Raw genomic sequence first — 22,133 nt, 5'->3', positions numbered from 1 at the left:
GGCATGTTCGTGAAGCAGAAGTTGCGCAGCCGATGTCAACGTGTCAGGAGGACTGCTGTCTGCTCTCGGATGTCGCGCAGGATCTCGTCGACAAGGAGGAGAACCTTCATGAGCAGCACGCGCTTCGACGCCGTCGCCCTCGGCGCCGGGCCGGAGGCTACGTCGCCGCGATCCGCGCCGCCCGGCTGGGCAGGAGTGTCGCGATCATCGAGCGGCAGCACTGGGGAGGCATCTGCCTGAACGTCGGCTGCATCCCCTCCAAGGCGCTGTTGCGCAACGCCGAACCGAAGGGCGCGCCCCGGCAGGAAGCAGCCCCCTTCCGTGCCCGGGCGCGCCGCCTCCGTGCCCGCGGCTCCGGTTCCTGTGAACCCGCACATGTTCGCCGACTACCATCTCGCGCACCGCACAGCGCCGCCTCGCCCGGCGTGCGTTCCGTCCGTACCGCGCGAGGTGATCCGACCCATGGGCGCGCAGTCAGCCCGGCACACCGTCCTGGTCGTCGAGGACGATCCGAGCATCCGCACCCTGCTCGCCTCGGCCCTGAACGCGGCCGGGTACAGCGTCGCCTCGGCGGCGGACGGGCGTGAGGCGGTCGGCGAGACCGGCCGCTGCCGGCCGGACCTGATCGTGCTGGACGTGACCCTCCCGGACACCGACGGATTCGCCGTGACCCGCGAACTCCGTGCCCGGGGCGACTACACGCCCGTGCTGTTCCTCACGGCCCGCACCGACATCGAGGACCGCATCATCGGGCTCAGCTCGGGCGGCGACGACTACGTCACCAAGCCCTTTCACATCCAGGAGATCCTGCTGCGCATCCGCGCGATCCTGCGCCGCACCGGCGGATCTCCGCGGCCGCCGGCCGAGCACCCCCCGCTGCGGTACGCCGACCTGCGAGTGGACCGCGACCGGCACACCGTCCACCGTGCCGGACAGCCCGTGCGGTTGTCCCCGACCGAATTCCGGCTCCTGGTGTGCCTGGTGTCCCGTCCGGAGACGGTGCTGGAGAAGCGGGAGATTCTTCAGGAGGTCTGGCAGTACGGCTTCTCCGGGGACACCCGCATCGTCGACACGTACATCAAGAACCTGCGCCGCAAGACCGATCACACCGGGCCACCCCTGATCCACACCGTCCGCGGTGTGGGCTACTGCCTGCGGCTGCCCCGGGCGGACGCGCCGTGAAGCTCCGGCTGCGGCCCCGCTCGATGCGCACCCGTCTGGTACTGATCTCCACCGTCCTGGCCACGGCCGCCGTACTGGCCTCCCAGGCGGCCGGACTGGCGGTCATGCGCTCCTGGCTCACCGGCCAGATCGACCACCGGCTCACTCACTTCGGTCCGCCTCCCCCGTTCCTCGCCGAGCCGCCGGCCAAGGACGGGGCTTCCGGCGCGCCCCGGCCGTTTCCCCGCGAGGACGCGCTTCCCTCCGACTACCGGGTCTACTTCTACGGGGCCGACGGACGGCTCCGGCGGGATTCGCTGGGCAGCGGGGACGGCCGTCCCCTGCTCCCCGCGGCCCTGTCCGCCCTCACCCTCGAGGACGGCCGTCCCACCACCGTTCCCGCCGGCCGCGGCACGTCGGACTGGCGGGTGGTCGCCCGAACGGGCCCCGACGGACTGCGCGTCGTCGTCGCGCTTCCCCTGGACACCGTCGAAGGAGCCACGGCCAAACTCCTGTGGGTCGGCCTCGCCATCGGTGTCGTGGCCGCCGTCGGCGTCGGACTGCTGGGGAGCGCGGCGGTACGCCTGGGGCTGCGCCCCCTGGACCGGATGGAGCGCACGGCGCTGCGCATCACCGGTGGTGAAGCGGACCTGAGCGTCACGGACACCGATCCGCGCACGGAGACCGGAAGGCTCGGGATCGCCTTCAACACGATGCTCGGCCAGGTGCGGGCCGCGCTGCACCGCAAGGACGCGTCGGAGCAACGGCTGCGCCGGTTCATGGCCGACGCGGGCCATGAACTGCGCACACCGCTCACCTCCATCCAGGGGTTCGCGGAACTGCTCGTGGAGCATCCGCGCCTCCCTGCGGCGCGCCGGCGCGAGGCCCATGAGCTGATCGCCCGGAACGCGGAGCGGATGAGCCGTCTCGTCGACGACCTCTTCCTGCTCACCAAGCTGGGTCACGCCCCCGTGGCGCACCGGGAGACCGTGGACCTGCTCTCGCTGGCGGCCGACGGGGTCGGTGCCGTCGTCGTCGCACACCCGGGGCGGGACGTGCGGCTGGCCCCGCTGGCGGCCGGTGGCGGCCCGAGCGGAGCCCGTTCCCGGGAGGCGCTCGACGTGGTGGAGACGCTCGGCGACACCCATCAGCTCGCCCAGGTGATCGCCAACCTGCTGGCCAACGCCTGCGTCCACACGCCGCCCGGCGCGCGCGTCGAGGTGCGGGTGGGCACGGTACGCACCGGCCCGGCCTCCGGCGGGACCGACCGGCCGGGCCGCAGCAGCGCCACGGCGCCGCTGCCTCCGGGCATCCCGGCGTGCGTGGTCGAGGTCGCCGACGACGGCCCCGGGCTGGCGGCCGACACCGCCCACCAGGTGTTCGAACGCTTCTACCGCGGGCCCACGGCGGCCCCGGACGGCGCCGAGCCCGGTTCGGGTCTCGGCCTGTCCATCGCCTCGACCATCGCCGAGGCACATCACGGGCGGCTCGAACTCGACACCCGTCCGGGTGCCGGAGCGACATTCCGTCTGCTTCTGCCCCGGAGCGTCGGGGCGGGACCGGCCAGTCGGCCATGACAACGTTCACCGAAGGCCTCGAACGGGCAGGCCTGCTTTTGACAATGCCATGTCACCTGTCCGCCAACAGGGAGTTGCCACATGTCAACCGCACCCCGACGTCTCGCGACACGACGCCACGTCCTGGCCACGGGCGGCGCCGCCGCCTCGATCGCCTTCACCGGCGCCTTCACCGAGCTCTTCGCGGGAACGTCCGCCGCCCGCGGTCACGCGGGCTACGGTCCGCTGGTGCCCGACCCCGACGGCCTGCTCGACCTCCCGAAGGGCTTTCGCTACCGGGTGCTGTCCCGGGAGGGCGACCCGCTCCGCTCCGGCGAAGGACCGGTCCCCAGCCACTGCGACGGCATGGCCGCCTTCGCGGGCCGGCGCGGGCACGTCGGGCTGGTGCGCAACCACGAGAACCGGGTCGACGCGGCGATCTCCGTACCGACCGTCAAGGGGCTCACGTACGACCCGATGGGCAAGGGCGGGTGTACGTCGCTGGAGCTCGACGGACGGAACAACGTCCTCGCCGAACGCGTCGCCATCGCCGGGACGGCGGTGAACTGCGCCGGTGGGCGCACCCCTTGGGACACCTGGCTGACCTGTGAGGAGACCGAGGACAGGGCCGGGACCAACGGTTACACCAAGGACCACGGCTTCATCTTCGAGGTGGACGGCTCGGATCCGCACCGCACCGGCGCCGTACCGCTGACCGCGATGGGCCGCTTCCAGCACGAGGCGATCGCGATCGACCCGCGCACCGGGGTCGTGTACGAGACCGAGGACGCGTTCGACAAGCCGTTCGGGCTGTTCTACCGGTTCCTGCCCGAGAAGCCGCTCGGCGGCACGGGCTCGTTGCGGGCCGGTGGCCGGCTGGAGGCCATGCGGGTGCCGGGGGTCCCCGACCTCTCCGCGGTCCAGGAGACCGGGACGAGCTTCGACGGGATCGAGTGGGTCCCCGTGCCGGACCCACTGGCCGCCGAAACCCCCATCCGCTTCCAGGACTTCGGGCCGAAGGGCATCACCCACGGCCAGAAGCTGGAGGGCTGCTACTGGGGCGGCTCGTGCGTCTACTTCGTCTCCAGCTTCGCGCACCGTGCGGAGGGGTCGGCCGCCGACCACTTCGGACAGGTGTGGCGGTACGAGCCGCAGCGGCGACGGCTGACGCTGGTCATCGCCTTCGGCCCGGACACGGACATCCAGTTGCCGGGCGAGTCGCCCGACAACATCACCCTGGCCTCCGACGGCGGGCTGATGGTGTGCGAGGACGGCGGCGGGGCCCAGCACGTGTTCGGCCTGACGCGGCGCGGCGAGGTGTACGCCATGGCGCGCGGCCGGCAGAACATCGGGACGCCCGAGGAGCCGGAGTGGGGCGAGTTCGCCGGGGTCACGTTCTCGCCGGACTTCGCGACGATGTTCGTCAACTGCTACACGCCGGGAACGACGTTCGCGGTGACGGGTCCGTGGCGCTGACCGGCTGAGCGACCGGAGCGGTGGACGGCCCGGCCGTCCACCGCCCCCGGCGGCCGCCTACCAGTTGGTGAACGCTCCGTCCGATGTGCGCAGATGGGGGCGTTCGTCCGCGGCAGCCTGATACGCGCGGGCCTCGTCGCGGTCGATGTCGACCCCGATGCCCGGTAGTTCACTGAACTCGACCCGCCCCGGCACGACCACCGGGCGATGGGTGAAGAGCGAGGCGATGGCAGGCTCGGGGTCGGTCTGGTGCTCCTGGATCGCCACGTTCGGGCAGGCCAGGTTGAGCTGGAGCGAGGAGGCAGCGGTGACCGGGCCGAGCGGGTTGTGGGTGGCGAGCTTGATGTGGTGGGCCTCCGCCATGGCCGCGATCTTCTTCGCCTCGGTCAGACCGGCGGCGACTCCCACGTCGACCCGGGCGTAGTCGATGAGCTCGCCCTCGATCAGCGGTCTGAACTCCCATTTGGATCCGTACTGTTCCCCCGCGGCCAGTGGCACGCCGGTGCGCGCCCGCAGCATGCGGTAGCTGTCGGGGTTCTCGCAGCGCAGCGGGTCCTCCACGAAGTACGGGCGGGCCGCCTCGATCTCCCGGCACAGGGTCAGCGCCTCGGGCGGGTCGAGCCGGGTGTGCACGTCCAGGATGAGCTCCACCTCGTGGCCCACCGCGTCCCGGACCTGGTGGAAGAGCTCGACGGTGTCGCGCAGGCAGCGGCGGGCGTCCAGCACGCCGTCGGCGTCGTGCGGTGCGGCGAAGCGCAGATGGCGCCAGCCGGACCGGACGAGGTCGCGGCAGCGGTCGAGGAACCATTCCCGGTCGTGGTAGCCGTCGCCGACGTGCACATAGGCGGGCACGTGGTCGCGCACCCGGCCGCCGAGGAGTTCGTGCACCGGTACGCCCAGCGCCTTGCCCCGGATGTCCCACAGGGCCACGTCCACGGCGGCGATGGCGGCGCCGAGTATCCGGTCGGCGGGGAAGAATCCGCGGCGGAACATCACCTGCCACAGGTGCTCGATGCGCCGCGGGTCCTCACCGGTGATCAGCTCGGCCAGATGGGCGAGCCCGCCCGCGACCGCCTTCTGCCGGGATCTGATGCCGACTTCGCCCAGGCCGTGGATGCCTTCGTCGGTGTCGACCACCACGAGCATCATGCTGTCGCCGTGGTCGGGAAGAGTCAGCACTTCCAGGCCCGTGATCTTCATGCCACTCCTCGATGAAAACGTTCCCGCAATTTCAGAACAGTTGATGAGAACGCATCATCGGCACCGGTGCCGGGCTCGCACAAGCCCCTTGCACACAGCAGATTTTCCTGAGGGAAACACTCTTGACACGTCCGGGAACGTTCGCAAGGATCCACCGCATCCAGCAGGGACCAGGCGAGGAGGCCGGCTATGGCAGTCACCATCCGGGAGGTGGCGAGCGCCGCGGGCGTCTCGGTGTCGACGGTGTCCCGTGCGTTCACCGCACCCGACCAGGTCCAGCCGAGGACCAGGCAGCGCATCCTGGACGCCGCGGCCAAGCTCGGCTACTCCCCGAACCCGGCGGCGCGCAGCCTGCGGGGCGGCGGCACGGGGACGCTCGGGCTGATCGTCCCCGACATCGCGAACCCGTTCTTCCCGCCGATCGTCAAGGCGATGCAGGCCCGCGCCCGGCGGCTGGGGTACACGGTCCTCGTCGCCGACAGCGACGAGCGCGAGGCCGATGAACTGGAGGCGATCGCGGCGGTGTCCAAGCGGGTCGACGGCCTGGTGCTGTGGGCCTCCACGCTCACGGAGGACCGGCTGCGGGAGCTGTCCGACCGGATGCCGGTGGTGGTCGTGAACCGCCATGTGCCCGGCATCCCCGAGGTACGGATCTCCCTGTCGGCCGGAATCACGCAGACGGTCGAGCATCTGCGCGCCTACGGCCACCGCCGTTGCGTGTTCATCAACGCCTCGCGCGCCGAACTCAGCCGCGGCAAGTCCATCCAGGAGTCCTTCGAGGCCCTGGACCTCTCACTGGTGGAACTGGGTCCGTACGAACCGCGGTTCGAGACCGGGGTGCACGCGGCCACGCTCGTCGGCGCGCACGGCGCCACGGCGGTGATCGCCCACAACGACCTGGTCGCCCTCGGCGTGCTGCACCAGTTGTCGAACCTGGGCGTCAGCGTTCCGGGGGACGTCAGCGTCGTCGGGATCGACGACACCCTGCTGGCCTCCGTCTCCACGCCGGGCCTGACCACCATCAGGATCGACCCCGAGGAGATCGCCACCCGGGCCGGCGATCTGCTCATCGAGACGATCGCCGGGCGCGCGGGCGGCAGCGGCGACGGCGACGGCGACGCACCCTGCGTGGAGATCGGCTCCCGTCTGGTCCCGCGCGCCTCCACGGGCCCCGCCCCCACCCACTGACCCACCACCCCCGCGCGTACCGAGCCGCCTGCGCTCCCCCGGGCCCCTGAGCCCCCTCCCTACCCTCTCCTGCCCTCCTTGGAGTAGAAATGTCCAGAACCTCCCGCCGTGCGGCCGTACTCGGCTGCATAGCCGTGGCCGTGACCCTCACCGGCTGTTCCTCCGTCACCCCGGGCAAGGCGGGCTCGGGCGGCGACCTCGTCCTGCGGGTCCAGGGCATGCCCCCGGCCACCGACAAGCCGGGCCTGGCCCTGTTCAAGCAGCAGGTCGCCGACTTCGAGAAGGCCAACCCGGGGATCAAGGTCAAGGGGTCCACCACCGTCTTCGATCCGCTGACCTTCTCCGCCAAGCTGTCCGGCGGCAGCGTCGAGGACGTCATCAAGGTGCCGCTGACCGAGCCCCAGCGGCTCATCCAGCAGAAGCAGGTACAGCCGATCACCGGGCAGCTCCAGGCGTGGGACCACTTCAAGGAGTTCAACCCGCAGGTCCTCCAGCCCCTGAGCGACAGTTCCGGCGACGTCTTCGGCGTACCGCAGAATCCGTACGCCCAGGGCCTGGTCTACAACCGGGACCTCTTCGAGAAGGCCGGGCTCGACCCCGACCGGCCGCCGACGACCTGGGAGCAGGTCCGGTCGGCCGCGAAGCGGATCAGCGAGAAGACCGGCAAGGCGGGCTTCGTCCACGAGTCGAAGGACAACCAGGGCGGCTGGCAGCTGACCATGCTGTCGTACGCCTTCGGCGGGGAGCTGGAGAAGCGGCAGGGCGGCACGTACACCGCGACCCTCACCGGCACGGAGACGAAGAAGGCGCTCGGCCTGCTGAAGGACATGCGCTGGAAGGACGACTCGCTCGGCCGGAACCTGCTCAACAACCAGAACGACGTCGTCAAGCAGTTCGCGGCCGGGCAGGTCGGGATGTTCATGGGAAGCCCGGGAACCTACCGGCTGGCCAAGATGCAGTTCGGCATGGAGAATCCCGACGCCTTCGGGGTCGGCGCCATGCCCCAGTCCGGTGGCAACGCCACGCTGACCGGCGGCGACATCTACATGGTCCCGAAATCGGCCGACAAGAAGCACGCGGCGGCCGCGGTCAAGTGGCTCACCTTCGCCTACGCCCAGCCGCAGTACAGCACGGAGATCGCCGCCCAGCAGGCCAAGGCGCTGTCCGCCGACCCCAAGTCCGCGGTCGGCGTGCCGACCCTGCCGGTCTTCGACGCCGAGCGGCAGAAGCAGATCAACAAGGCCATCGAGCCGTACGTCAACGTGAAACCGGAGAACTTCCGGCCGTACACCGACGGTCTGGCGAAGCTCGACCTGAGGGCCGAGCCGCCGTACCAGGCGCAGCAGCTCTACACGGCGCTCGATTCGGTCGTCCAGTCCGTGCTCACCAAGCGCGACGCGGATGTCGACGCCCTTCTGGCCGCGGCCGAGAAGGACGTCAACACCAAGCTCTCCGCCGGCCAGAAGTAGTCCGCCATGAGCCTGCTCACCCCTTCCCGGCGCCCCACCGCCGTACGCAAGGAGCCGCTGCCGCAGACCGCGGACCGGGTAACCGGCCCTCGCGGCGGGGCCCTGCGCAAGCAGTTCACCGCCTGGCTGTTCCTGGTCCCGACGCTGCTGGTCTTCGGGCTCTTCGCCTGGTGGCCGATCGTCCGCAGCCTGCTGATCAGCTTCCAGCGGACCAATCTCGTCGATCCCGCCGTCTGGGTGGGCCTCGACAACTTCCGGGCGGTCTTCGACGATCCGCTGCTGGGGACCGCCGTCGGCAACACCCTCCTCTTCGTCGGCCTCGGCCTGCTGATCGGCTTCCCCGCACCGCTCTTCCTGGCCGCCATCATGTCCACGGTGCGACGCGGGGCCGGGGTGTTCCGCTTCCTCGTCTATCTGCCCGTGGTGATCCCTCCGGTGGTGGCGATCCTGCTGTGGAAGTGGTTCTACGACCCGGGCAGCGGGCTCTTCAACAGCGCCCTGGGGGCCATCGGCCTCGGCCCGTACTCGTGGCTGGAGTCCTCCGACAGCGCGATGCTGTCACTGGTCCTGGAGGCGACCTGGGCGGGCATGGGCGGCGCCGTGCTGATCTATCTCGCGGCCATGGTCGGCATCCCGGGTGAGCTGTACGAGGCCGCCGAGATGGACGGGGCCGGGATATGGCGACGGCTCTGGCACATCATGCTCCCGCAACTGCGTCCGGTCATCGGGCTGTTGCTGCTCGTGCAGCTGATCAACACGGTGCAGGTCTTCACCGAGCCGTACGTCTTCACCGGCGGCGGCCCGGAGAACTCCACCCTGACCGTGCTGCTGCTGATCTTCCGGTACGCCTTCCAGGACGGCGCGTACGGCCAGGCGGCCGCGCTCTCCTTCCTGATGGTGCTCGCCCTCGCCCTGCTCTCCGCGGTCTATCTGCGGGCCACCCGCAGCTGGAGCAAGTCATGACCTCCCTCACCACCTTCGTCTCCGTCAACGACCGTCAGCGGCCCGGCGTCCGGGCGGCCGTGCGCTCCGTCCAGGCGCTCACGCTCCTCCTGCTGCTCCTCATCGGGATCGGGCCGCTCTACTGGATGGTCAAGGGCGCGGTGTCGCCGCCGACCGAGCTGACGACCCATCCCCTCGCCCTGTGGCCGGACCGGCCGCTGACGGGCAACTTCACCACCGCGTACCGGGACCTGGGCGTCGGCCACTACCTGATGAACACCCTTCTGGTGGTGGGGGGCTCATGGCTGGTCCAGCTCTTCGTCTCGGCCACCGCCGGCTTCGCGCTCTCGGTGCTGAGGCCCCGGTTCGGCAAGGTCGTGTACGGGGCGATCCTCGCCACGATGTTCGTGCCGTACACCGTGAACATGGTCAGCCTCTTCATGACCGTGATCGACGTGCCGTTCCTCCACCTCAATCTCGGTGACACCTACTGGGCGATCTGGCTGCCCGCGGGGACGAACGCCTTCACGGTGCTGCTCGCCAAGCAGTTCTTCGACGCGCTGCCCCGGGAACTCTTCGACGCGGCCCGGGTCGACGGCGTCAGCACCCGTCAGCTGCTGACGAGGATCGTGCTGCCGATGAGCCGCCCGGTGCTCGCCGTGATCAGCCTGTTGGCGGTCATGCACAGCTGGAAGGACTTCATCTGGCCGCTGGTCGCGATCACGGACCCCGAGAAGCAGCCGATCAGCGTCGCGCTCGCCCAGCTCGCCACCCAGGCGCCGCAGGACCAGCTCATCGCCGCGATGGTGCTCGCCGTCGCGCCGCCCGTGCTCGTCTTCGCCGTCTGCCAGAAGTACATCGTCGCCGGACTCGGTTTCACCGGCGTCAAGGGCTGACTTACGGCCCCCGCACCGCAGCTTCCTCTTCGGGACAAGAGAAAGGCACTGCCATGTCAGTAGCACGCCGCAGATTCCTCCAGGGCACGGCCGTCGCCGCAGGCGCGGCCCTCATCCCGGCGGGGGCCGCGTACGCCGCGGACCCCGTCACCCTCACCGCCGAGGGCATCACGCTCGTCGGCCGGAGCGACGGGAGTGTGCTGCTCAAGGACGCCGCCGGCACCGACCGTCTGCTGCTCACCCATTTCATGATCAAGGACAGTGTGCTGGGCCAGCAGCGCACCTTCGGCGGTGCCCCGGCGCAGATCACCCTGCCCGACGGGCGCCCCGCCCTGCGGATCACGTACATCCTGGGCGGCGGGGCCCCCGGCATCACCGTGACCGGCACGTTCGACGTCACCGCGCACAGGGCGCACCTGAAGTGGGAGGTCGCCGGCTCCACCACGCTGACGCCGACCGGCTTCCTGTTCGCCCGCACCGCGCAGGGCGCCGGCGCGACGGAGTCGTACGAGGCACTGACCACCTGGGAGCAGGACCCCCGGGGCGGCATCCCGTACGAGGTCAACGCGGGCGCCGCGTACACCGAGTCCTGGCCGGACGCCACCGCGTTCGTCTGCCTGTCCGCCACCACCCCCGCCTACACCAACGCCACCTGGATCCACGCCCCCGGCACCTCGACCGGCACGACCACCGCCGTCACCGAGGCCGACATCGTGTTCGGCACCATGCGGCCGCGCGGTGCGGGCGCCCTCGCGCAGGGCCGGCCGCTGGGCGTGGAGGTCTGGACCGACCAGCCCTTCAACCTGTACAAGTCCGCGGGCCAGACCATGACGCTCAGGGCTCAGGCGGTCAACGGGGCGGCCACCGACCGGGACGTGACCCTGAACTGGTGGGCGCGCGACTTCGCCGGCACCCGGATCGCCGGTGGCACCGTCTCCCGCACGGTGGCCGCGGGAACGGCGTGGGACGCCGCGTTCACCGTCACCTCCCCGTCCCAGGGCATCGTCTTCACCGGGGTGGAGGCGGTCGCGGGGAGCGACACGGCGCTGGCCCGCACCAACCTCACGGTCCTGCCGGACTTCGCCTACCAGGCGGGCGACGAGTCGATGTTCGGCCTCGCCAACTACCCGTGGCTGCTCAAGCCGAGCCAGGACGCGGTCCTCGGCCTGCTCAAGACGCTGGGCGTCAAGCGGATCCGGAACGCCTACGCCGGAGCGCCCGGCATCGACATCGCGACCCTCGACGCCCACGGCATCGGGCACAACGTCGAGCTCAGCAGCATCCCCCTCGGCGGCACCGCCGAGCAGATCGCGGCCTGGGCCGACACCAACGTCGCCAAGGCGATCGACTCGGGAGCCCCGTACTTCGAGGTCGCCAACGAGGTCAACACGCCCTGGATGTCCGGTCGGGGCGCCGACGTGTACGTCAGGGACGGACTCCGCCAGGTCACCGACCGGCTGGCCGCCGCGGGCTCGACGATGAAGGTCATGAACGCCGGCCTGGGCGGCATGGACCACATCTGGACCGAGAACTTCCGCGCCGCCGGAGGCTGGGACCTCATCGACGCCTTCGCCATCCACCCGGGCCGCGGCAACTTCACCGCCGACTACGCCCCGCCGGTGGAGGAGTGGACCCTGGGCTCGACGGGCTCGTACTGGAACTTCCTCGGGGCGGTGCGCAAGGCCAGGGAGATCGTCGACACGTTCGGCGGGGACAAGGAGCTCTGGCTCAGCGAGGCGTACGCCCCGACCAAGCCCAACTCCTGGTGGCACGACACCTACCGGCACGCCGCCGAGAACGTGCTGCTCTCGCTCGCGCTGGCCAAGTCCGAGGGGGTGCGTGGCGTCAACTGGTACCAGCTGCACGACTCGGTCATCAGCCACCCCCAGTCGGCGGACCCCGACAACGTCGAGTACCACACCGGCCTGATGAACCGCGACACCAGCGCCAAGCCCTCGCTCCTCGCGTACGCGACCGCCGCCCGCGTCCTGGACCGGGCCTCCTACGTCCGCCCGCTCGTCTTCGCGGACCCGGACGTCAAGGGCCTCCTCTTCACCACGCCGGACCGCGGACCGGTGTCGATCCTGTGGAGCCGCAAGGACGGCTACGTCCTCAACACCGACCATGGGGAAGGCTCCTGGTACGCCTCGCCCGAGCCGTGGACCGAGACCTGGACGACGAGGACCGACGTCGTCGCCCACTCCGGCGCGGTCGCGGGCACGGTGACCGTACTGAACTGCATCGGCCAGGAGAGCACGCTCACCGCGGCCGGCGGCAAGGTCACGCTCACCCTCGACGGCGGGCCGCGCATCTTCTACGGCCTCGCCGCCAACCCCGACTGGAAGTAGGAACCGCCGAGTCATGAGGAACGAAACCGCACGGCACGACATCACAGTCGTCGGCGGCGGCCTGGCCGGGGTCGGTGCGGCCATCGCCGCCGCCCGGCTGGGCCGCACCGTCGCCCTCGTCAACAACCGGCCCGTCCTCGGCGGCAATTCGAGCAGCGAGGTCCGCGTCTGGGTGTGCGGCGCGACCGGGCACGGCAGGAACCACTACGCCCGCGAGGGCGGCATCATGGGCGAACTCTTCGTCGAGAACCAGTTCCGCAACCCCGACGGCAACCCGTACTACTGGGACGCCGTGGTGCTGGACGCGGTCCGCGCCGAGCCGGGCATCACGCTCTACCTCAACACCGATGTGCGCGAGGTGGACGCCGAGGGCCCCGAGGACGCCCGGCGCATCACCGCCGTCACCGGCTGGATGATGGGATCGGAGCGGCGGATCCGCTTCGAGAGCGACGTGTTCCTGGACTGTTCGGGAGACGGACTCATCGGTCATCTCGCCGGTGCCCGGCACCGCATCGGCCGGGAGTCCCGGGCCGAGTACGACGAGCCGTGGGCGCCGGAGACCGCCGACGCCCTCACGCTCGGCTCGACCCTGCTCTTCTACACCAAGGACGCCGGGCGCCCCGTCAAGTTCGTGGCGCCCGACTTCGCCCGGAACATCGCCGAGACCACCATTCCGCAGCGCCGCATCATCAAGTCCGGTGACAACGGCTGCGCCTACTGGTGGATCGAGTTCGGCGGCGAGCTCGACACGGTGCACGACAACGAGCGCATCCGCGACGAGCTGTGGGCGGTCATCTACGGCATCTGGGACCACATCAAGAACTCCGGCGAGTTCGACGCGGACACCATGACGCTGGAATGGGTGGGCTCGGTGCCCGGCAAGCGCGAGTACCGGCGCTTCCTCGGCGACTACGTCCTCCACCAGGGCGACATCCTCGGCCAGAGCGAGTTCGCCGACCGGGTGGCGTTCGGCGGCTGGTCCATCGACCTGCACCCGCCGAAGGGGGTGTACGCCACCGAGGACGGGGCGAAGCAGCGGTACGCGGACGGGATCTACCACATCCCGTACCGCAGCCTCTACTCGGTGAACACGACGAACCTGCTGTTCGCCGGGCGCAACATCTCCGCCAGCCATGTCGCCTTCGGCTCGACCCGGGTCATGGCGACCTGCGCCACCATCGGCCAGGCCGCGGGCACGGCCGCCGCGCTGTGCGCCGCGGCCGGTGTCACGCCGCGCGAGCTGGCGGCCGCCGAACTGCAGCGGACGCTGCTGCGCGAGGACGCCTCGGTGATCGGCCTGGGATCCACGGACCCGGACGACCTGGCGCTGACCGCGGTGGCCACGGCCTCGTCGACCCTGGCCGGGCCGGACGCGCCGGCCCCCGGGGAGCGGTGGCCGCTGACCGCCGACGCGGGACTCGTGCTGCCCGTGGACCCGGAGCTGACCGGACTCGACCTGCTCGTCGACGCCACCCGGGACACGGATCTCGTGGTCGATCTGTACGACCCCGGGCTCGGCCAGAACTACGTCCCGCGCCGTCTCGTCGCCTCGGCCACCGTCCCCGTCGCCGCCGGGCCGAAGCAGTGGGTGCGCACCGGACTGCGCTGGTCCCCGGAGACCTCCCGCAACGCGTTCGTCGTCGTACGGGCCGCCGAGGACCTCGCCCTGTACAGCGCCGCCGAACCGGCCCCGGGGGTCCTGGCTCTCACCCGGGTGCCGCTGCGCCCGCAGGACGAGTCGCCGCAGCCGCTGCGGGAGTGGACCGACGCGGGGCTTCAGCGCCGCTCGTTCTGCCTGCGCACGGGGGCGACTTCGGCGTACGCCCCGGCCAAGGCCGTGGACGGGTACGCCCGCCCGTACGCGGGACCGCACATGTGGGTCTCCGGGCCGCTGCGGGAGGGCGGGGAGGAGTGGCTGCAGCTGTCCTGGCCCCGGCCGGTCACCCTGTCGAGGATCGACGTGCTCGCCGACGACGACGTCAACGAGGACCTGATCAACCTGCATCACCACAGGACCCCGTTCGACACGCTCCCCACCCTCCTGCGCGACTACCGGGTCGAGGCGCGCCGGCCGGACGGCACCTGGCACGTCGTCGCGCGCACGACGGACAACCGGCGGCGCCGCCAGGTGCACACCCTGGACGAGCCGGTCACCACGGCAGCGGTGAGGATCGTCGTCGAGGCAACCAACGGGGCGGCGTCGGCGCATGTCGTCGCCGTACGCGCCTACGCATAGGAGCAGCAGGTGGTCACACGAGTCCTGGTCACCGGGGCGGCCGGACGGATCGGCCGGGCGGTCCTCGCGCTGCTCGCCGGGCGTTCCGTCGAGGCGAACGCCCTCGTCCTGGAGGATCCGGGCGATCTGACGGCCCGGCTGGTCGTCGCCGGGGACGCCTCCGACGCCACGGCGGTGCGGGCGGCGCTGGAGGGCGTGGACGGGGTGATCCATCTGGCGGCGATCCCCACGCCGGAGCGCACCCCCGCGCCGGAGCTCTTCGCCGTCAACACGCTCGCCACGTTCACCGTGCTGGAGGAGGCGGGGCTGGCCGGGGTGCGGCAGGCCGCGGTCGCCAGTTCCTGGGGGATCACGGGCCTGCCGTGGACGGCGGATCCGTCGCCGCACCCGGCCTACGTGCCGGTCGACGAGTCGCTGCCGTCGCAGGTGGCGGACCCGTACGGGCTGTCCAAACAGGTCGACGAGCTGACGGCCGCCACGATGGCGCGACGGCACGGGATGAGCGTGGTCTGTCTGCGCTATCCGTTCGTCGGCGGATTCGACGAACGGCTGCGCGCGCACGCGGCCCGGCTCACCGCGGAGCCGGCCCTGGGCGCCCGGGACCTGTGGACGTATCTGGAGGTGCGGGACGCGGCGCGGGCCGCCCTGCTCGCCCTCGGCGTCCCGGGTCCGGGTGCGCACTCCGTCCATCTGTGCGCACCCGAGACCCTCGTGCCGTTCCCGACGGAGGAGCTGCTGCGCCGCTACCACCCGACGACCCGGCTGCTGCGTCCGCTGCCCGGACGCACCGCACCGGTGGACACCACGGCGGCCGCCCGGCTGTTCGGCTTCACGGCGGAGCATCTGCTCGACGACTGAGTGAATCCGGGTGCCGCTTCCCGGCATGGGAGTGCCGCGGACGGGACGTCGCCGATTGATCGGTTAGTTTCCGGGAGTGACCAACTCTGTGCGGAAAATGACGATGACGGCAGCTCTGAGCGCGGTGCTCGGAGCTGCCCTCGTCGGCTGCGGGAGCTCCGGGGACTCCCCCGGCCACGCCGCCCCCGCGGCCCGTGTCCCGTCCGCCGCGCACACCCCGGCCGACGCCCGGACCACCGCCTCCCCGGCCACGGAGAAGCCACCGGTCCTGGCACCCGGACCCGATGGCCTGACCCCTGTCCTCGCACGCGGTCCGAGCCGTACGGACAAGGTCGTGGCGCTCACCTTCGACGCCGACATGACGGCCGACGAGGGTCCACGTGCGGCCGCCGGTGAACGATTCGACAATCCGGAGCTGATCGCGCTGCTGCGCCGGCTCAGGGTTCCGGCGACCGTCTTCATGACCGGCCGGTGGGCCGAGGAGTATCCCGCCCAGGTCCGGTCCATCGGCACGGACCCGCTCTTCGAGATCGCCAACCACTCCTACAGCCACTACGCCTTCACCTCGCCCTGCTACGGGCTGCCGACCCTGGAGGAGGACGCGATCGGCGGCGAGGTCGAGCGGGCCTTCGGCGCGATCCGGAAGGCCGGCGCCCGCAATGTGGTCCCGTACTTCCGCTTCCCCGGCGGCTGCTACGACGACGCCTCGCTGCGCGCGCTCGCCCCGGAGAAGGTGACGGCGGTGCAGTGGGACGTCGTCAGCGGTGACGCGTTCGCGACGGACGCGGACGCGGTGGCGCAGCAGGTGCTGGACGGGGTGAGGCCCGGGTCGCTGGTCGTCCTGCACTGCACGCGCAGCGCGGCTCCGGTCACGGCCGAGGCGGTGGGCCGGGTGGTTCCGGAACTGCGCGCGCGTGGATACCGCTTCGTCAAGGTGTCGGAGCTGATGACCGGCTGACGCGTCTCAGCCCGAGCAGGCCGTGCGCTGCGCCTCCTGCCACGCGCAGACCGGGCAGAGCGTGATGCCCTTGACCGACTCCGCGTACTCGGTCGGCTTCCGGCACAGCACGCACTCGGCGTACGGCGGGCCGGCGGCCTTCTCCGGGGACGCGGCCGGAGTCCCGCAGTACGCCTCGTTCACGGATTCGTCTCTACGCTCGTTCATGCGTACGAGCCTACTCACGCCCGTACTCACGCCCGCACCTCCGCGAGTCCGCAGGCGAGCGCCGCGGCCGCACCCGCCACGACCGCCGCACCGAGCAGCGGAAGGAGCGGCACCTGGACCGTGCCGGTGAGCGAGCCGGTGACCAGTCCCGTCACCGCGTACTTCGCGGGTGACCCACTGGTCACCAGGGCAAGCAGCGCCAGGAGCACGGTCGCCGCGATCGACCGGCCGCGCCGGTCCAGCACCGGCCGCGTGCACAGCGCCCCCACCGCCGCCCCGAGCAGGACGCAGCAGGCGGCGGCGAGCAGTCCGGCGAGCCCGGCGGACGGCAGGGGGACGCGGACCGTGTGATCGGTGGAGGCCGGTTCGCTGATCAGCAGCACGACCGCGGTGGCGGCCGTGCCCAGCAGTCCGGCACACCCCAGCGCGGTGAGCAGGGCCGCCAGATGGGCCCGCGGCCGCCCGCCCACGGCCGCGGCGACCACCGTCCGGGCGGCCGGCGGTTCCTGGGTGACGCAGACCTGCACGAGCCACGCGCTGACCGGCAGCAGTCCGGCCGCCGTGTAGCCGAGCGAGTCCAGTACGGGCTGCCCGGAGCGCACGCCGACCACGAGGAAGGCCGTGTACAGCAGCACGGGTGCGAGCCAGCGCTGGGAGCGCAGCAGCAGGGCGGCCTGGTAGCGGATCAGTGCGGTCATGCCGCCTCGCCGGGGGTGCCGGGCACGGCCGAGAGCCGCATGATGTGCCAGGGCGGGCGGGCCGTGAGCAGGGCGCCCAGCAGCGCGTCGGAGTGCACGGCCGGGACGGTGAGCCGCAGCGTCCCGTCCTCGGCGGCGGTCCGCACGGGGGCGCCCGGCAGGGCGTCGGGGAGCGGCTCCCCGGGCGGGCCGGACACGTCGATCCGGACTCGGGGGCCGGCGGTCGTCACGGGCCGGGCGGGAGGCACCTCGGCGAGTCCGGTCCCCTCGACGCGCAGGACCCTGTCCACGGCGCCCGCGAGCCGGCGTGGGTCGTGGTCGACGAAGACGACGGTGGACCCGGCGGCGACCCGTGCGGCGACGGCCCGGTCCAGTGCGCCCCGGGCCTCGGTGTCCAGGCCGGTCCAGGCCTCGTCCAGGACCAGCAACTCCGGTTCGGCCAGGAGCGCCTGGGCGACGGCGACCTTCTGGCTGGTGCCCTTGGAGAGCTCCGCCATCGGCGTACGGGCGTGTCCGGCGGCCCCGAAGCGGGTCAGCCACTCCTCGGCCCTCCCGGCCGCCTCCGCCGCGCGCAGTCCATGGATCCGGCCCAGGTGGACGAGATAGCCGGCGGCGGTGAAGGGCAGCGCGGCCGGGAACCGCTCGGGGACGTACGCCGTGCGCGGCCGGCCGCCCGTGATCCGGCCCTCGGTGGGGGCGTCGATCCCGGCGAGGAGCCGCAACAGGGTGGACTTTCCAGTGCCGTTGGCCCCTTCGACGCGAACGAGGGAGCGCGCGGGCAGACCGAGGTCGACCCCGCGCAGCACCCACGGTCCGGCGAGTCCGTACCGCCGCCCGACGGCGTTCAGTCGCAGGACGTCCGTACTCAGTTGGAGGACGCCTTCTCGGTCTTGAGCTCACTGGGGCGTACGATCACGAACCCCTCGCCGTCCAGGCGCAGTTGGACCGCCTCCCCCGAGCCGCCGCGCAGCATCGAACCGACGCTCTGCGACCGGTGCAGCGACGTGTTGAGATGGGCGCTCCAGCCGACGACCGCGTCCGTGTCGACACAGACCGGCTGCTGCGGCGAGACGGGGATCACTATGGGGTGGCCCTCGCACATCAGGCCGAGCTTCCCGTAGCCGGTGAAGACGCTGTTGAAGAGGCCGCCGCCGGTCATTCCGGCGCCCTTCACGGTCTTGATCTCGTACGCGAGCGTGGCGTCGAAGCACAGGACGTTGCGGCCGTTGATGGTGAGGACGTCACCCTGCTCCATCTCCACGATGAAACAGTTGGCCGCCTCGTGCGCGAACCACGCCTCGCCCTGACCCCGCACCGCCATCAGCGGCAGGCCCTCACCGGTGACGGCACGCTTGAGCATGCCGCCGAGGCCCTGGCCCTTGCGCTCGAACTGGAGATCACCGCGGAAGGCGACCATCGATCCCTGGCGGGCGTGCATCTCGCCGTTGACCGCGTACTTGATGGATTTGGCGTTCTGCAGGGTCATTCCGGGGGCCGTGGCCGGCTGCGCCATGTGCTCGCTGGAGAAAAGATCGCTCTTCATGCCGTGCATCCTCACCCGGAGCGATCCGTTCCGCCAAGAAGGAGGATCCGGGCGGCTGGCAGACTGGACGGGTGAGCAGCAACGACATCCCCGAGTCCCCGTCCGCCCCCGCCGGCCCGCCGGCGGACAGCCCCTTCCTTACCGAGCGGACAAACCGCGACGAAGCACCTCAGTACGTCATGCCGTTGGTGGTGCACATCGAGAAGACGGACCCCCCGGCCCGTACCGACGCGCTGCGCACGGCCGCCCGGGCGGTGCTGGTGATGCTCTCCGACGAGCGGTCCGTGGGCGAGGGCGAGTGGGCTCGGGCGATGCGCGACTGGCAGGACGCCCGGATCCGCAAGGTGGTGCGGCGGGCGCGCGGCGCGGAGTGGCGCAAGGCGTCCGCGCTGCCCGGGATCACGGTGACCGGAGACGAGGCCGAGGTGCGGGTCTACCCGCCGGTGCCGCTCGACGGCTGGCCCAAGGAACTGGTGAAGCTCCAGGTCTCGGGGACGGACCTGGACGACCCCGCACCGCCGGCCGCGCCCGACCCGGCCGGCCCGGTCCTCTGGCTGAACCCGGAGCTCAGCATCTCGGCGGGCAAGGAGATGGCCCAGGTCGGGCACGGGGCCCAGCTCGCCTGGTGGGAGCTGTCGGAGACGGAGCGCAAGGACTGGCGCGAGGCGGGGTTCCCGCTCTCGGTCGCCACCCCGGACGCGAACCGCTGGAAGGAACTGACGGTGAGCGGGCTGCCGCTGGTGCGGGACGCCGGGTTCACCGAGATCGCCCCCGGGCTGACTGTTGCCGTCGAAGGAGGCACGCGCTACTGCCGTCTCACTCCGCGCCCGCAACACCCCTGAGGGGATGGCCCTGCCCCCGGCACGGCAGCGCAGCGCGGTCTTCAGTGGCCACATGATCTCGCCGGTCTTCAGCGGTCACGTGATCTCCCCGGTCTTCAATGGTCACGTGATCTTCCCGGTCTTCAGTGGTCACGTCATCTCTCCGGACGGGTCGGGTGCGGTACACGAATGCCCCATGGCGCCGGGTCCGAGGGCGAGCTCAACGCGTGGGGCGCCCCGGGGAGGCGCGCCCACCGTCATCCGCTGCGGTCCTGTTCCGGAGCGGGTTGACCGGGGAGAGGCGAGCCGGTGATGCGGGAGGGAGCCGCGGGGGTCTCCTCGGGTTTCGGCCTGGGCGGGCGCGGCTGGCCGAGCACGACCGCCAGGAGGATGACGGCCATGCCCGCGATCTGGAGGCCGGACAGTGTCTGGTCCTTGATGAGGTAGCCCAGCAGGGTTGCCACGATCGGGCTGCCCAGCGCGAGGAAGGAGACCGCCACGACCGGCAGGCGTTCGATGCCTCGGAACCAGACGACGTAGCTCAGGACCGCGCCCAGCGTGACGAGGTAGGCGAACCCGACGACATGGGAGCCGGTGAGACCGTCGGGAAGGTCTTCCAGTGACAGCCAGAACGGCAGCAGGACCAGACCGCCCGCCGTGAGTTGCCACCCGGTGAACGTGAGCAGGCCGACGTCCTCCGGCCGGCCCCACCGCTTGGTCAGGGTGATACCCGAGGCCATGCACAGCGCTCCGCCGACTGCGGCGAGCAGTCCGGCGGTGTCGAGCGACACCGTGCCCTTGAAGACGAGCAGCACCACGCCGCCGGTGCCCATGACGCAGGCCAGGGCGTGCACGGGTTTGATCCCCTCACCGAGGAAGAGGGCAGCGAGGATGACGACGAACATGGGCTGCGCCGACATGATCATGGCGGCGATGCCGCCGGGCAGCCGGTAGGCCGCGACGAAGAGCAGGAAGTTGAAGGCGCCGATGTTCAGAACGCCCAGCACCAGCGCGCGCCACCACCAGATGCCGACGGGAAGTTTCCGGCCGAGGGCCACCAGGGCCAGACCGCCGGGCAGGGCCCGCATGGTGGTCGCGAGGAGCGGCCTGTCCGGGGGCAGCAACTCGGTGGTCACCAGGTAGGTGCTGCCCCAGACTGCCGGAGCCAGGCCGGTCAGGGTCGTCGTGAGCACATTCCCTCCCGTCTTCATCCGGCCTCAATTCCCCTGGGAATCCAGCGCGAGGTGATCCACGCCCAGGGGCAGCGGGGGTCCACCCGGATGTCGGCGACGGTCGTCCCGGAACGCGTTGGTGTGGTGCTCATGGCATCGCTCGTCCTTTCCGTGTCACGGACTCACAGGGCACGCACAGGTGCGGGGAGACAGGCGCGAGGACACCGGGGAAAGGTCTTCAGGGCATGCCGGAGGGTCCCCGCCGAGGGCGGCCACCCGGCGGGGTGGGCCCGACTGCGTTCCTGCCGTGTGCGGTCGCCACCAGTGTCGGACCGGACCCATTGATGAGTCCAACACATGCTTGTCACGCGACAGATCGCGTATCACGATCGATCCATGGAGCTCCAGCAGATGCGGTACGTGATCGCCGTGGCCGAGATGAACAGCTTCACGAGGGCTGCTCAACGCTGCCTCGTGGTCCAGTCCGCGCTCAGCCACCAGATCGCGCGGCTGGAGAAGGAACTCGGAGCGAGGCTCTTCGAACGCACCAGCCGCCGGGTCCGGCTGACCCCGGCGGGCGCGGCCTTCCTGCCCGCCGCCTACCAGTGCCTGGACGCGGCGGAGCGGGCAGCGGCCGAAGTCGCGGCGGCCGTCGGGGAGGTGCGCGGACGCCGCGTGGGTGGGGCTGATCCCCACAGTCGCCGCCGTGGACGTTCCAGCCGTTATCGGTGAATTCCACCGGCGTCATCCGAAGGCCCGGATCAGCCTCGGCGTGGGGGCGAGCGACGAGCTCACCGAGCAGGTCAGGCAGGGCGAGATCGAAGTGGCCTTTCTCGGCATTCCGGTCACTGCCGCCCGGCCTCAGGGCGTCATGGCCCGGCAGCTTGCCCAGGAGCGGCTGGTCGCCGTGGTCTCCCCGGACCACCCGCTCGCCGGCGAGACCTCGGTCGACCTCCGCCGGCTGTCCGCGGAGGTGTTCGTCGACCTCCCGGCGAAGACCGCCGGCCGGGCCCAGTCCGATCTGGCCTTCACCGATGCGGGCCTCACCCGCGAGGTCGTCTTCGAGGTGACCAACGCGGACTACCTGGCCCGGTTGGTCGGCGCGGGCCTGGGCGTGGCCCTGCTCCCGCCCGCGTACGTCGCGGGCCTGACCGGGGTAGCCACGATCGAGGTCGCGGACGCGCCGGCCCGCGCCGAGTACGTGATCTGGGGCCGGGAGAGCCGCACCCCGGCAGCCCTCGCCTTCCTGGAGTTGCTGGGCATCGAGCAGGGGTGACGCAGGCGCGCGGACGAACCGGGGCGGTGGATCGCCACGGTCGCCGTTTCGACCCGCCGGACGTCCGTGACCGGCATGAGGGCGCGGGTGACCGGGGATCGCCCCGGGCTCGCACGATGGTCGCCGAT

General features: G+C 71.4%; 18 protein-coding genes and 2 pseudogenes. 14 read left to right on the top strand and 6 right to left on the bottom strand.

Annotated features, from left to right (window positions below):
- Positions 1-108: 108 nt before the first annotated feature.
- The 4 genes and pseudogenes from ACGFZA_RS07095 to ACGFZA_RS07080 form a co-directional block, all read left to right on the top strand.
- Positions 109-320 (top strand): annotated as a pseudogene (locus tag ACGFZA_RS07095) (FAD-dependent oxidoreductase); the annotation flags it as partial.
- Positions 321-462: 142 nt separating this feature from the next.
- Positions 463-1,182, top strand: coding sequence for a response regulator transcription factor (locus ACGFZA_RS07090; RefSeq protein ID WP_393677790.1), 720 nt, complete (start codon positions 463-465; stop codon positions 1,180-1,182).
- A gap of 23 nt (positions 1,183-1,205) precedes the next feature.
- On the top strand, positions 1,206-2,738 hold the full coding sequence (locus ACGFZA_RS07085; RefSeq protein WP_393678878.1) for a sensor histidine kinase: 1,533 nt from the start codon (positions 1,206-1,208) through the stop codon (positions 2,736-2,738).
- An 81-nt stretch (positions 2,739-2,819) separates the two neighbouring features.
- Positions 2,820-4,193: an alkaline phosphatase PhoX gene (locus ACGFZA_RS07080; RefSeq protein ID WP_393677788.1), complete on the top strand. Its 1,374-nt coding sequence runs from the start codon at positions 2,820-2,822 to the stop codon at positions 4,191-4,193.
- Positions 4,194-4,250: 57 nt separating this feature from the next.
- Here ACGFZA_RS07080 and ACGFZA_RS07075 read toward each other — a convergent pair whose 3' ends face one another.
- A complete protein-coding gene (locus tag ACGFZA_RS07075; protein ID WP_385279252.1) occupies positions 4,251-5,393 on the bottom strand; it encodes a mandelate racemase/muconate lactonizing enzyme family protein in 1,143 nt (380 codons plus the stop codon).
- Positions 5,394-5,582: 189 nt separating this feature from the next.
- On the opposite strand from ACGFZA_RS07075, the gene ACGFZA_RS07070 reads away from it, so the two are divergent.
- The 8 genes from ACGFZA_RS07070 (at position 5,583) to ACGFZA_RS07035 (ending at position 16,288) form a co-directional block, all read left to right on the top strand.
- Entirely contained in the window at positions 5,583-6,581 is a 999-nt protein-coding gene (locus tag ACGFZA_RS07070; RefSeq protein WP_385279254.1) for a LacI family DNA-binding transcriptional regulator, read from the top strand.
- An 89-nt stretch (positions 6,582-6,670) separates the two neighbouring features.
- Positions 6,671-8,050 (top strand): ABC transporter substrate-binding protein, encoded by a 1,380-nt coding sequence (locus tag ACGFZA_RS07065; RefSeq protein WP_385279256.1) that lies wholly within the window; start codon positions 6,671-6,673, stop codon positions 8,048-8,050.
- 6 nt (positions 8,051-8,056) lie between these two features.
- Positions 8,057-9,013 (top strand): carbohydrate ABC transporter permease, encoded by a 957-nt coding sequence (locus ACGFZA_RS07060; RefSeq protein ID WP_393677784.1) that lies wholly within the window; start codon positions 8,057-8,059, stop codon positions 9,011-9,013.
- Complete coding sequence (locus ACGFZA_RS07055) at positions 9,010-9,888, top strand: carbohydrate ABC transporter permease (protein ID WP_393677782.1); 879 nt, start codon at positions 9,010-9,012, stop codon at positions 9,886-9,888. Before ACGFZA_RS07060 ends, ACGFZA_RS07055 begins: the two co-directional genes overlap by 4 nt.
- Positions 9,889-9,941: 53 nt before the next feature.
- Entirely contained in the window at positions 9,942-12,236 is a 2,295-nt protein-coding gene (locus ACGFZA_RS07050; RefSeq protein ID WP_393677780.1) for a hypothetical protein, read from the top strand.
- Between the two features lie 13 nt (positions 12,237-12,249).
- Complete coding sequence (locus ACGFZA_RS07045) at positions 12,250-14,472, top strand: FAD-dependent oxidoreductase (RefSeq protein ID WP_393677778.1); 2,223 nt, start codon at positions 12,250-12,252, stop codon at positions 14,470-14,472.
- A gap of 9 nt (positions 14,473-14,481) precedes the next feature.
- Positions 14,482-15,330 (top strand): NAD-dependent epimerase/dehydratase family protein, encoded by an 849-nt coding sequence (locus ACGFZA_RS07040; RefSeq protein WP_393677776.1) that lies wholly within the window; start codon positions 14,482-14,484, stop codon positions 15,328-15,330.
- 97 nt (positions 15,331-15,427) lie between these two features.
- Positions 15,428-16,288: a polysaccharide deacetylase family protein gene (locus ACGFZA_RS07035; RefSeq protein WP_393678877.1), complete on the top strand. Its 861-nt coding sequence runs from the start codon at positions 15,428-15,430 to the stop codon at positions 16,286-16,288.
- A 6-nt stretch (positions 16,289-16,294) separates the two neighbouring features.
- Here the strand turns inward: ACGFZA_RS07035 and ACGFZA_RS07030 are convergent, their stop codons facing one another.
- From ACGFZA_RS07030 to ACGFZA_RS07015, 4 genes are read right to left on the bottom strand one after another with little or no spacing between them, the layout of a single operon-like run.
- Complete coding sequence (locus tag ACGFZA_RS07030) at positions 16,295-16,495, bottom strand: hypothetical protein (protein WP_393677774.1); 201 nt, start codon at positions 16,493-16,495, stop codon at positions 16,295-16,297.
- Between the two features lie 26 nt (positions 16,496-16,521).
- Positions 16,522-17,193, bottom strand: coding sequence for an ABC transporter (locus ACGFZA_RS07025; RefSeq protein ID WP_393677772.1), 672 nt, complete (start codon positions 17,191-17,193; stop codon positions 16,522-16,524).
- Complete coding sequence (locus ACGFZA_RS07020) at positions 17,190-17,999, bottom strand: ATP-binding cassette domain-containing protein (protein ID WP_393677770.1); 810 nt, start codon at positions 17,997-17,999, stop codon at positions 17,190-17,192. Before ACGFZA_RS07020 ends, ACGFZA_RS07025 begins: the two co-directional genes overlap by 4 nt.
- 59 nt (positions 18,000-18,058) lie before the next feature.
- The gene (locus tag ACGFZA_RS07015) at positions 18,059-18,736 is read right to left on the bottom strand and encodes an AIM24 family protein (protein WP_326739517.1); all 678 of its coding nucleotides are present in this window, start codon (positions 18,734-18,736) and stop codon (positions 18,059-18,061) included.
- Between the two features lie 71 nt (positions 18,737-18,807).
- On the opposite strand from ACGFZA_RS07015, the gene ACGFZA_RS07010 reads away from it, so the two are divergent.
- On the top strand, positions 18,808-19,578 hold the full coding sequence (locus ACGFZA_RS07010) for a peptidyl-tRNA hydrolase (RefSeq protein WP_393677768.1): 771 nt from the start codon (positions 18,808-18,810) through the stop codon (positions 19,576-19,578).
- Positions 19,579-19,814: 236 nt separating this feature from the next.
- Here ACGFZA_RS07010 and ACGFZA_RS07005 read toward each other — a convergent pair whose 3' ends face one another.
- Positions 19,815-20,768: an EamA family transporter gene (locus tag ACGFZA_RS07005; protein WP_385279275.1), complete on the bottom strand. Its 954-nt coding sequence runs from the start codon at positions 20,766-20,768 to the stop codon at positions 19,815-19,817.
- Positions 20,769-21,125: 357 nt separating this feature from the next.
- Between ACGFZA_RS07005 and ACGFZA_RS07000 the strand changes: the two are divergent.
- Positions 21,126-22,005, top strand: a pseudogene (locus ACGFZA_RS07000) (LysR family transcriptional regulator).
- The last annotated feature ends 128 nt before the right edge of the window (positions 22,006-22,133 follow it).

Origin of the sequence: Streptomyces sp. NPDC048211 (genome assembly GCF_043202315.1) — a bacterium.
Taxonomy (GTDB): domain Bacteria; phylum Actinomycetota; class Actinomycetes; order Streptomycetales; family Streptomycetaceae; genus Streptomyces.
Note: the sequence above shows the minus strand (reverse complement) of the source record. Positions and strands in the feature narration are given on the sequence as shown.

Coding starts and splice junctions, on each gene's coding strand:
- ACGFZA_RS07055 (WP_393677782.1), top strand. CDS start 9,010: ATGACCTCCCTCACCACCTTCGTCTCCGTCAACGACCGTCAGCGGCCC.
- ACGFZA_RS07070 (WP_385279254.1), top strand. CDS start 5,583: ATGGCAGTCACCATCCGGGAGGTGGCGAGCGCCGCGGGCGTCTCGGTG.
- ACGFZA_RS07035 (WP_393678877.1), top strand. CDS start 15,428: ATGACGATGACGGCAGCTCTGAGCGCGGTGCTCGGAGCTGCCCTCGTC.
- ACGFZA_RS07005 (WP_385279275.1), bottom strand. CDS start 20,768: ATGAAGACGGGAGGGAATGTGCTCACGACGACCCTGACCGGCCTGGCT.
- ACGFZA_RS07075 (WP_385279252.1), bottom strand. CDS start 5,393: ATGAAGATCACGGGCCTGGAAGTGCTGACTCTTCCCGACCACGGCGAC.
- ACGFZA_RS07025 (WP_393677772.1), bottom strand. CDS start 17,193: ATGACCGCACTGATCCGCTACCAGGCCGCCCTGCTGCTGCGCTCCCAG.
- ACGFZA_RS07015 (WP_326739517.1), bottom strand. CDS start 18,736: ATGAAGAGCGATCTTTTCTCCAGCGAGCACATGGCGCAGCCGGCCACG.
- ACGFZA_RS07050 (WP_393677780.1), top strand. CDS start 9,942: ATGTCAGTAGCACGCCGCAGATTCCTCCAGGGCACGGCCGTCGCCGCA.
- ACGFZA_RS07060 (WP_393677784.1), top strand. CDS start 8,057: ATGAGCCTGCTCACCCCTTCCCGGCGCCCCACCGCCGTACGCAAGGAG.
- ACGFZA_RS07080 (WP_393677788.1), top strand. CDS start 2,820: ATGTCAACCGCACCCCGACGTCTCGCGACACGACGCCACGTCCTGGCC.
- ACGFZA_RS07065 (WP_385279256.1), top strand. CDS start 6,671: ATGTCCAGAACCTCCCGCCGTGCGGCCGTACTCGGCTGCATAGCCGTG.
- ACGFZA_RS07085 (WP_393678878.1), top strand. CDS start 1,206: ATGCGCACCCGTCTGGTACTGATCTCCACCGTCCTGGCCACGGCCGCC.
- ACGFZA_RS07045 (WP_393677778.1), top strand. CDS start 12,250: ATGAGGAACGAAACCGCACGGCACGACATCACAGTCGTCGGCGGCGGC.
- ACGFZA_RS07030 (WP_393677774.1), bottom strand. CDS start 16,495: ATGAACGAGCGTAGAGACGAATCCGTGAACGAGGCGTACTGCGGGACT.
- ACGFZA_RS07090 (WP_393677790.1), top strand. CDS start 463: ATGGGCGCGCAGTCAGCCCGGCACACCGTCCTGGTCGTCGAGGACGAT.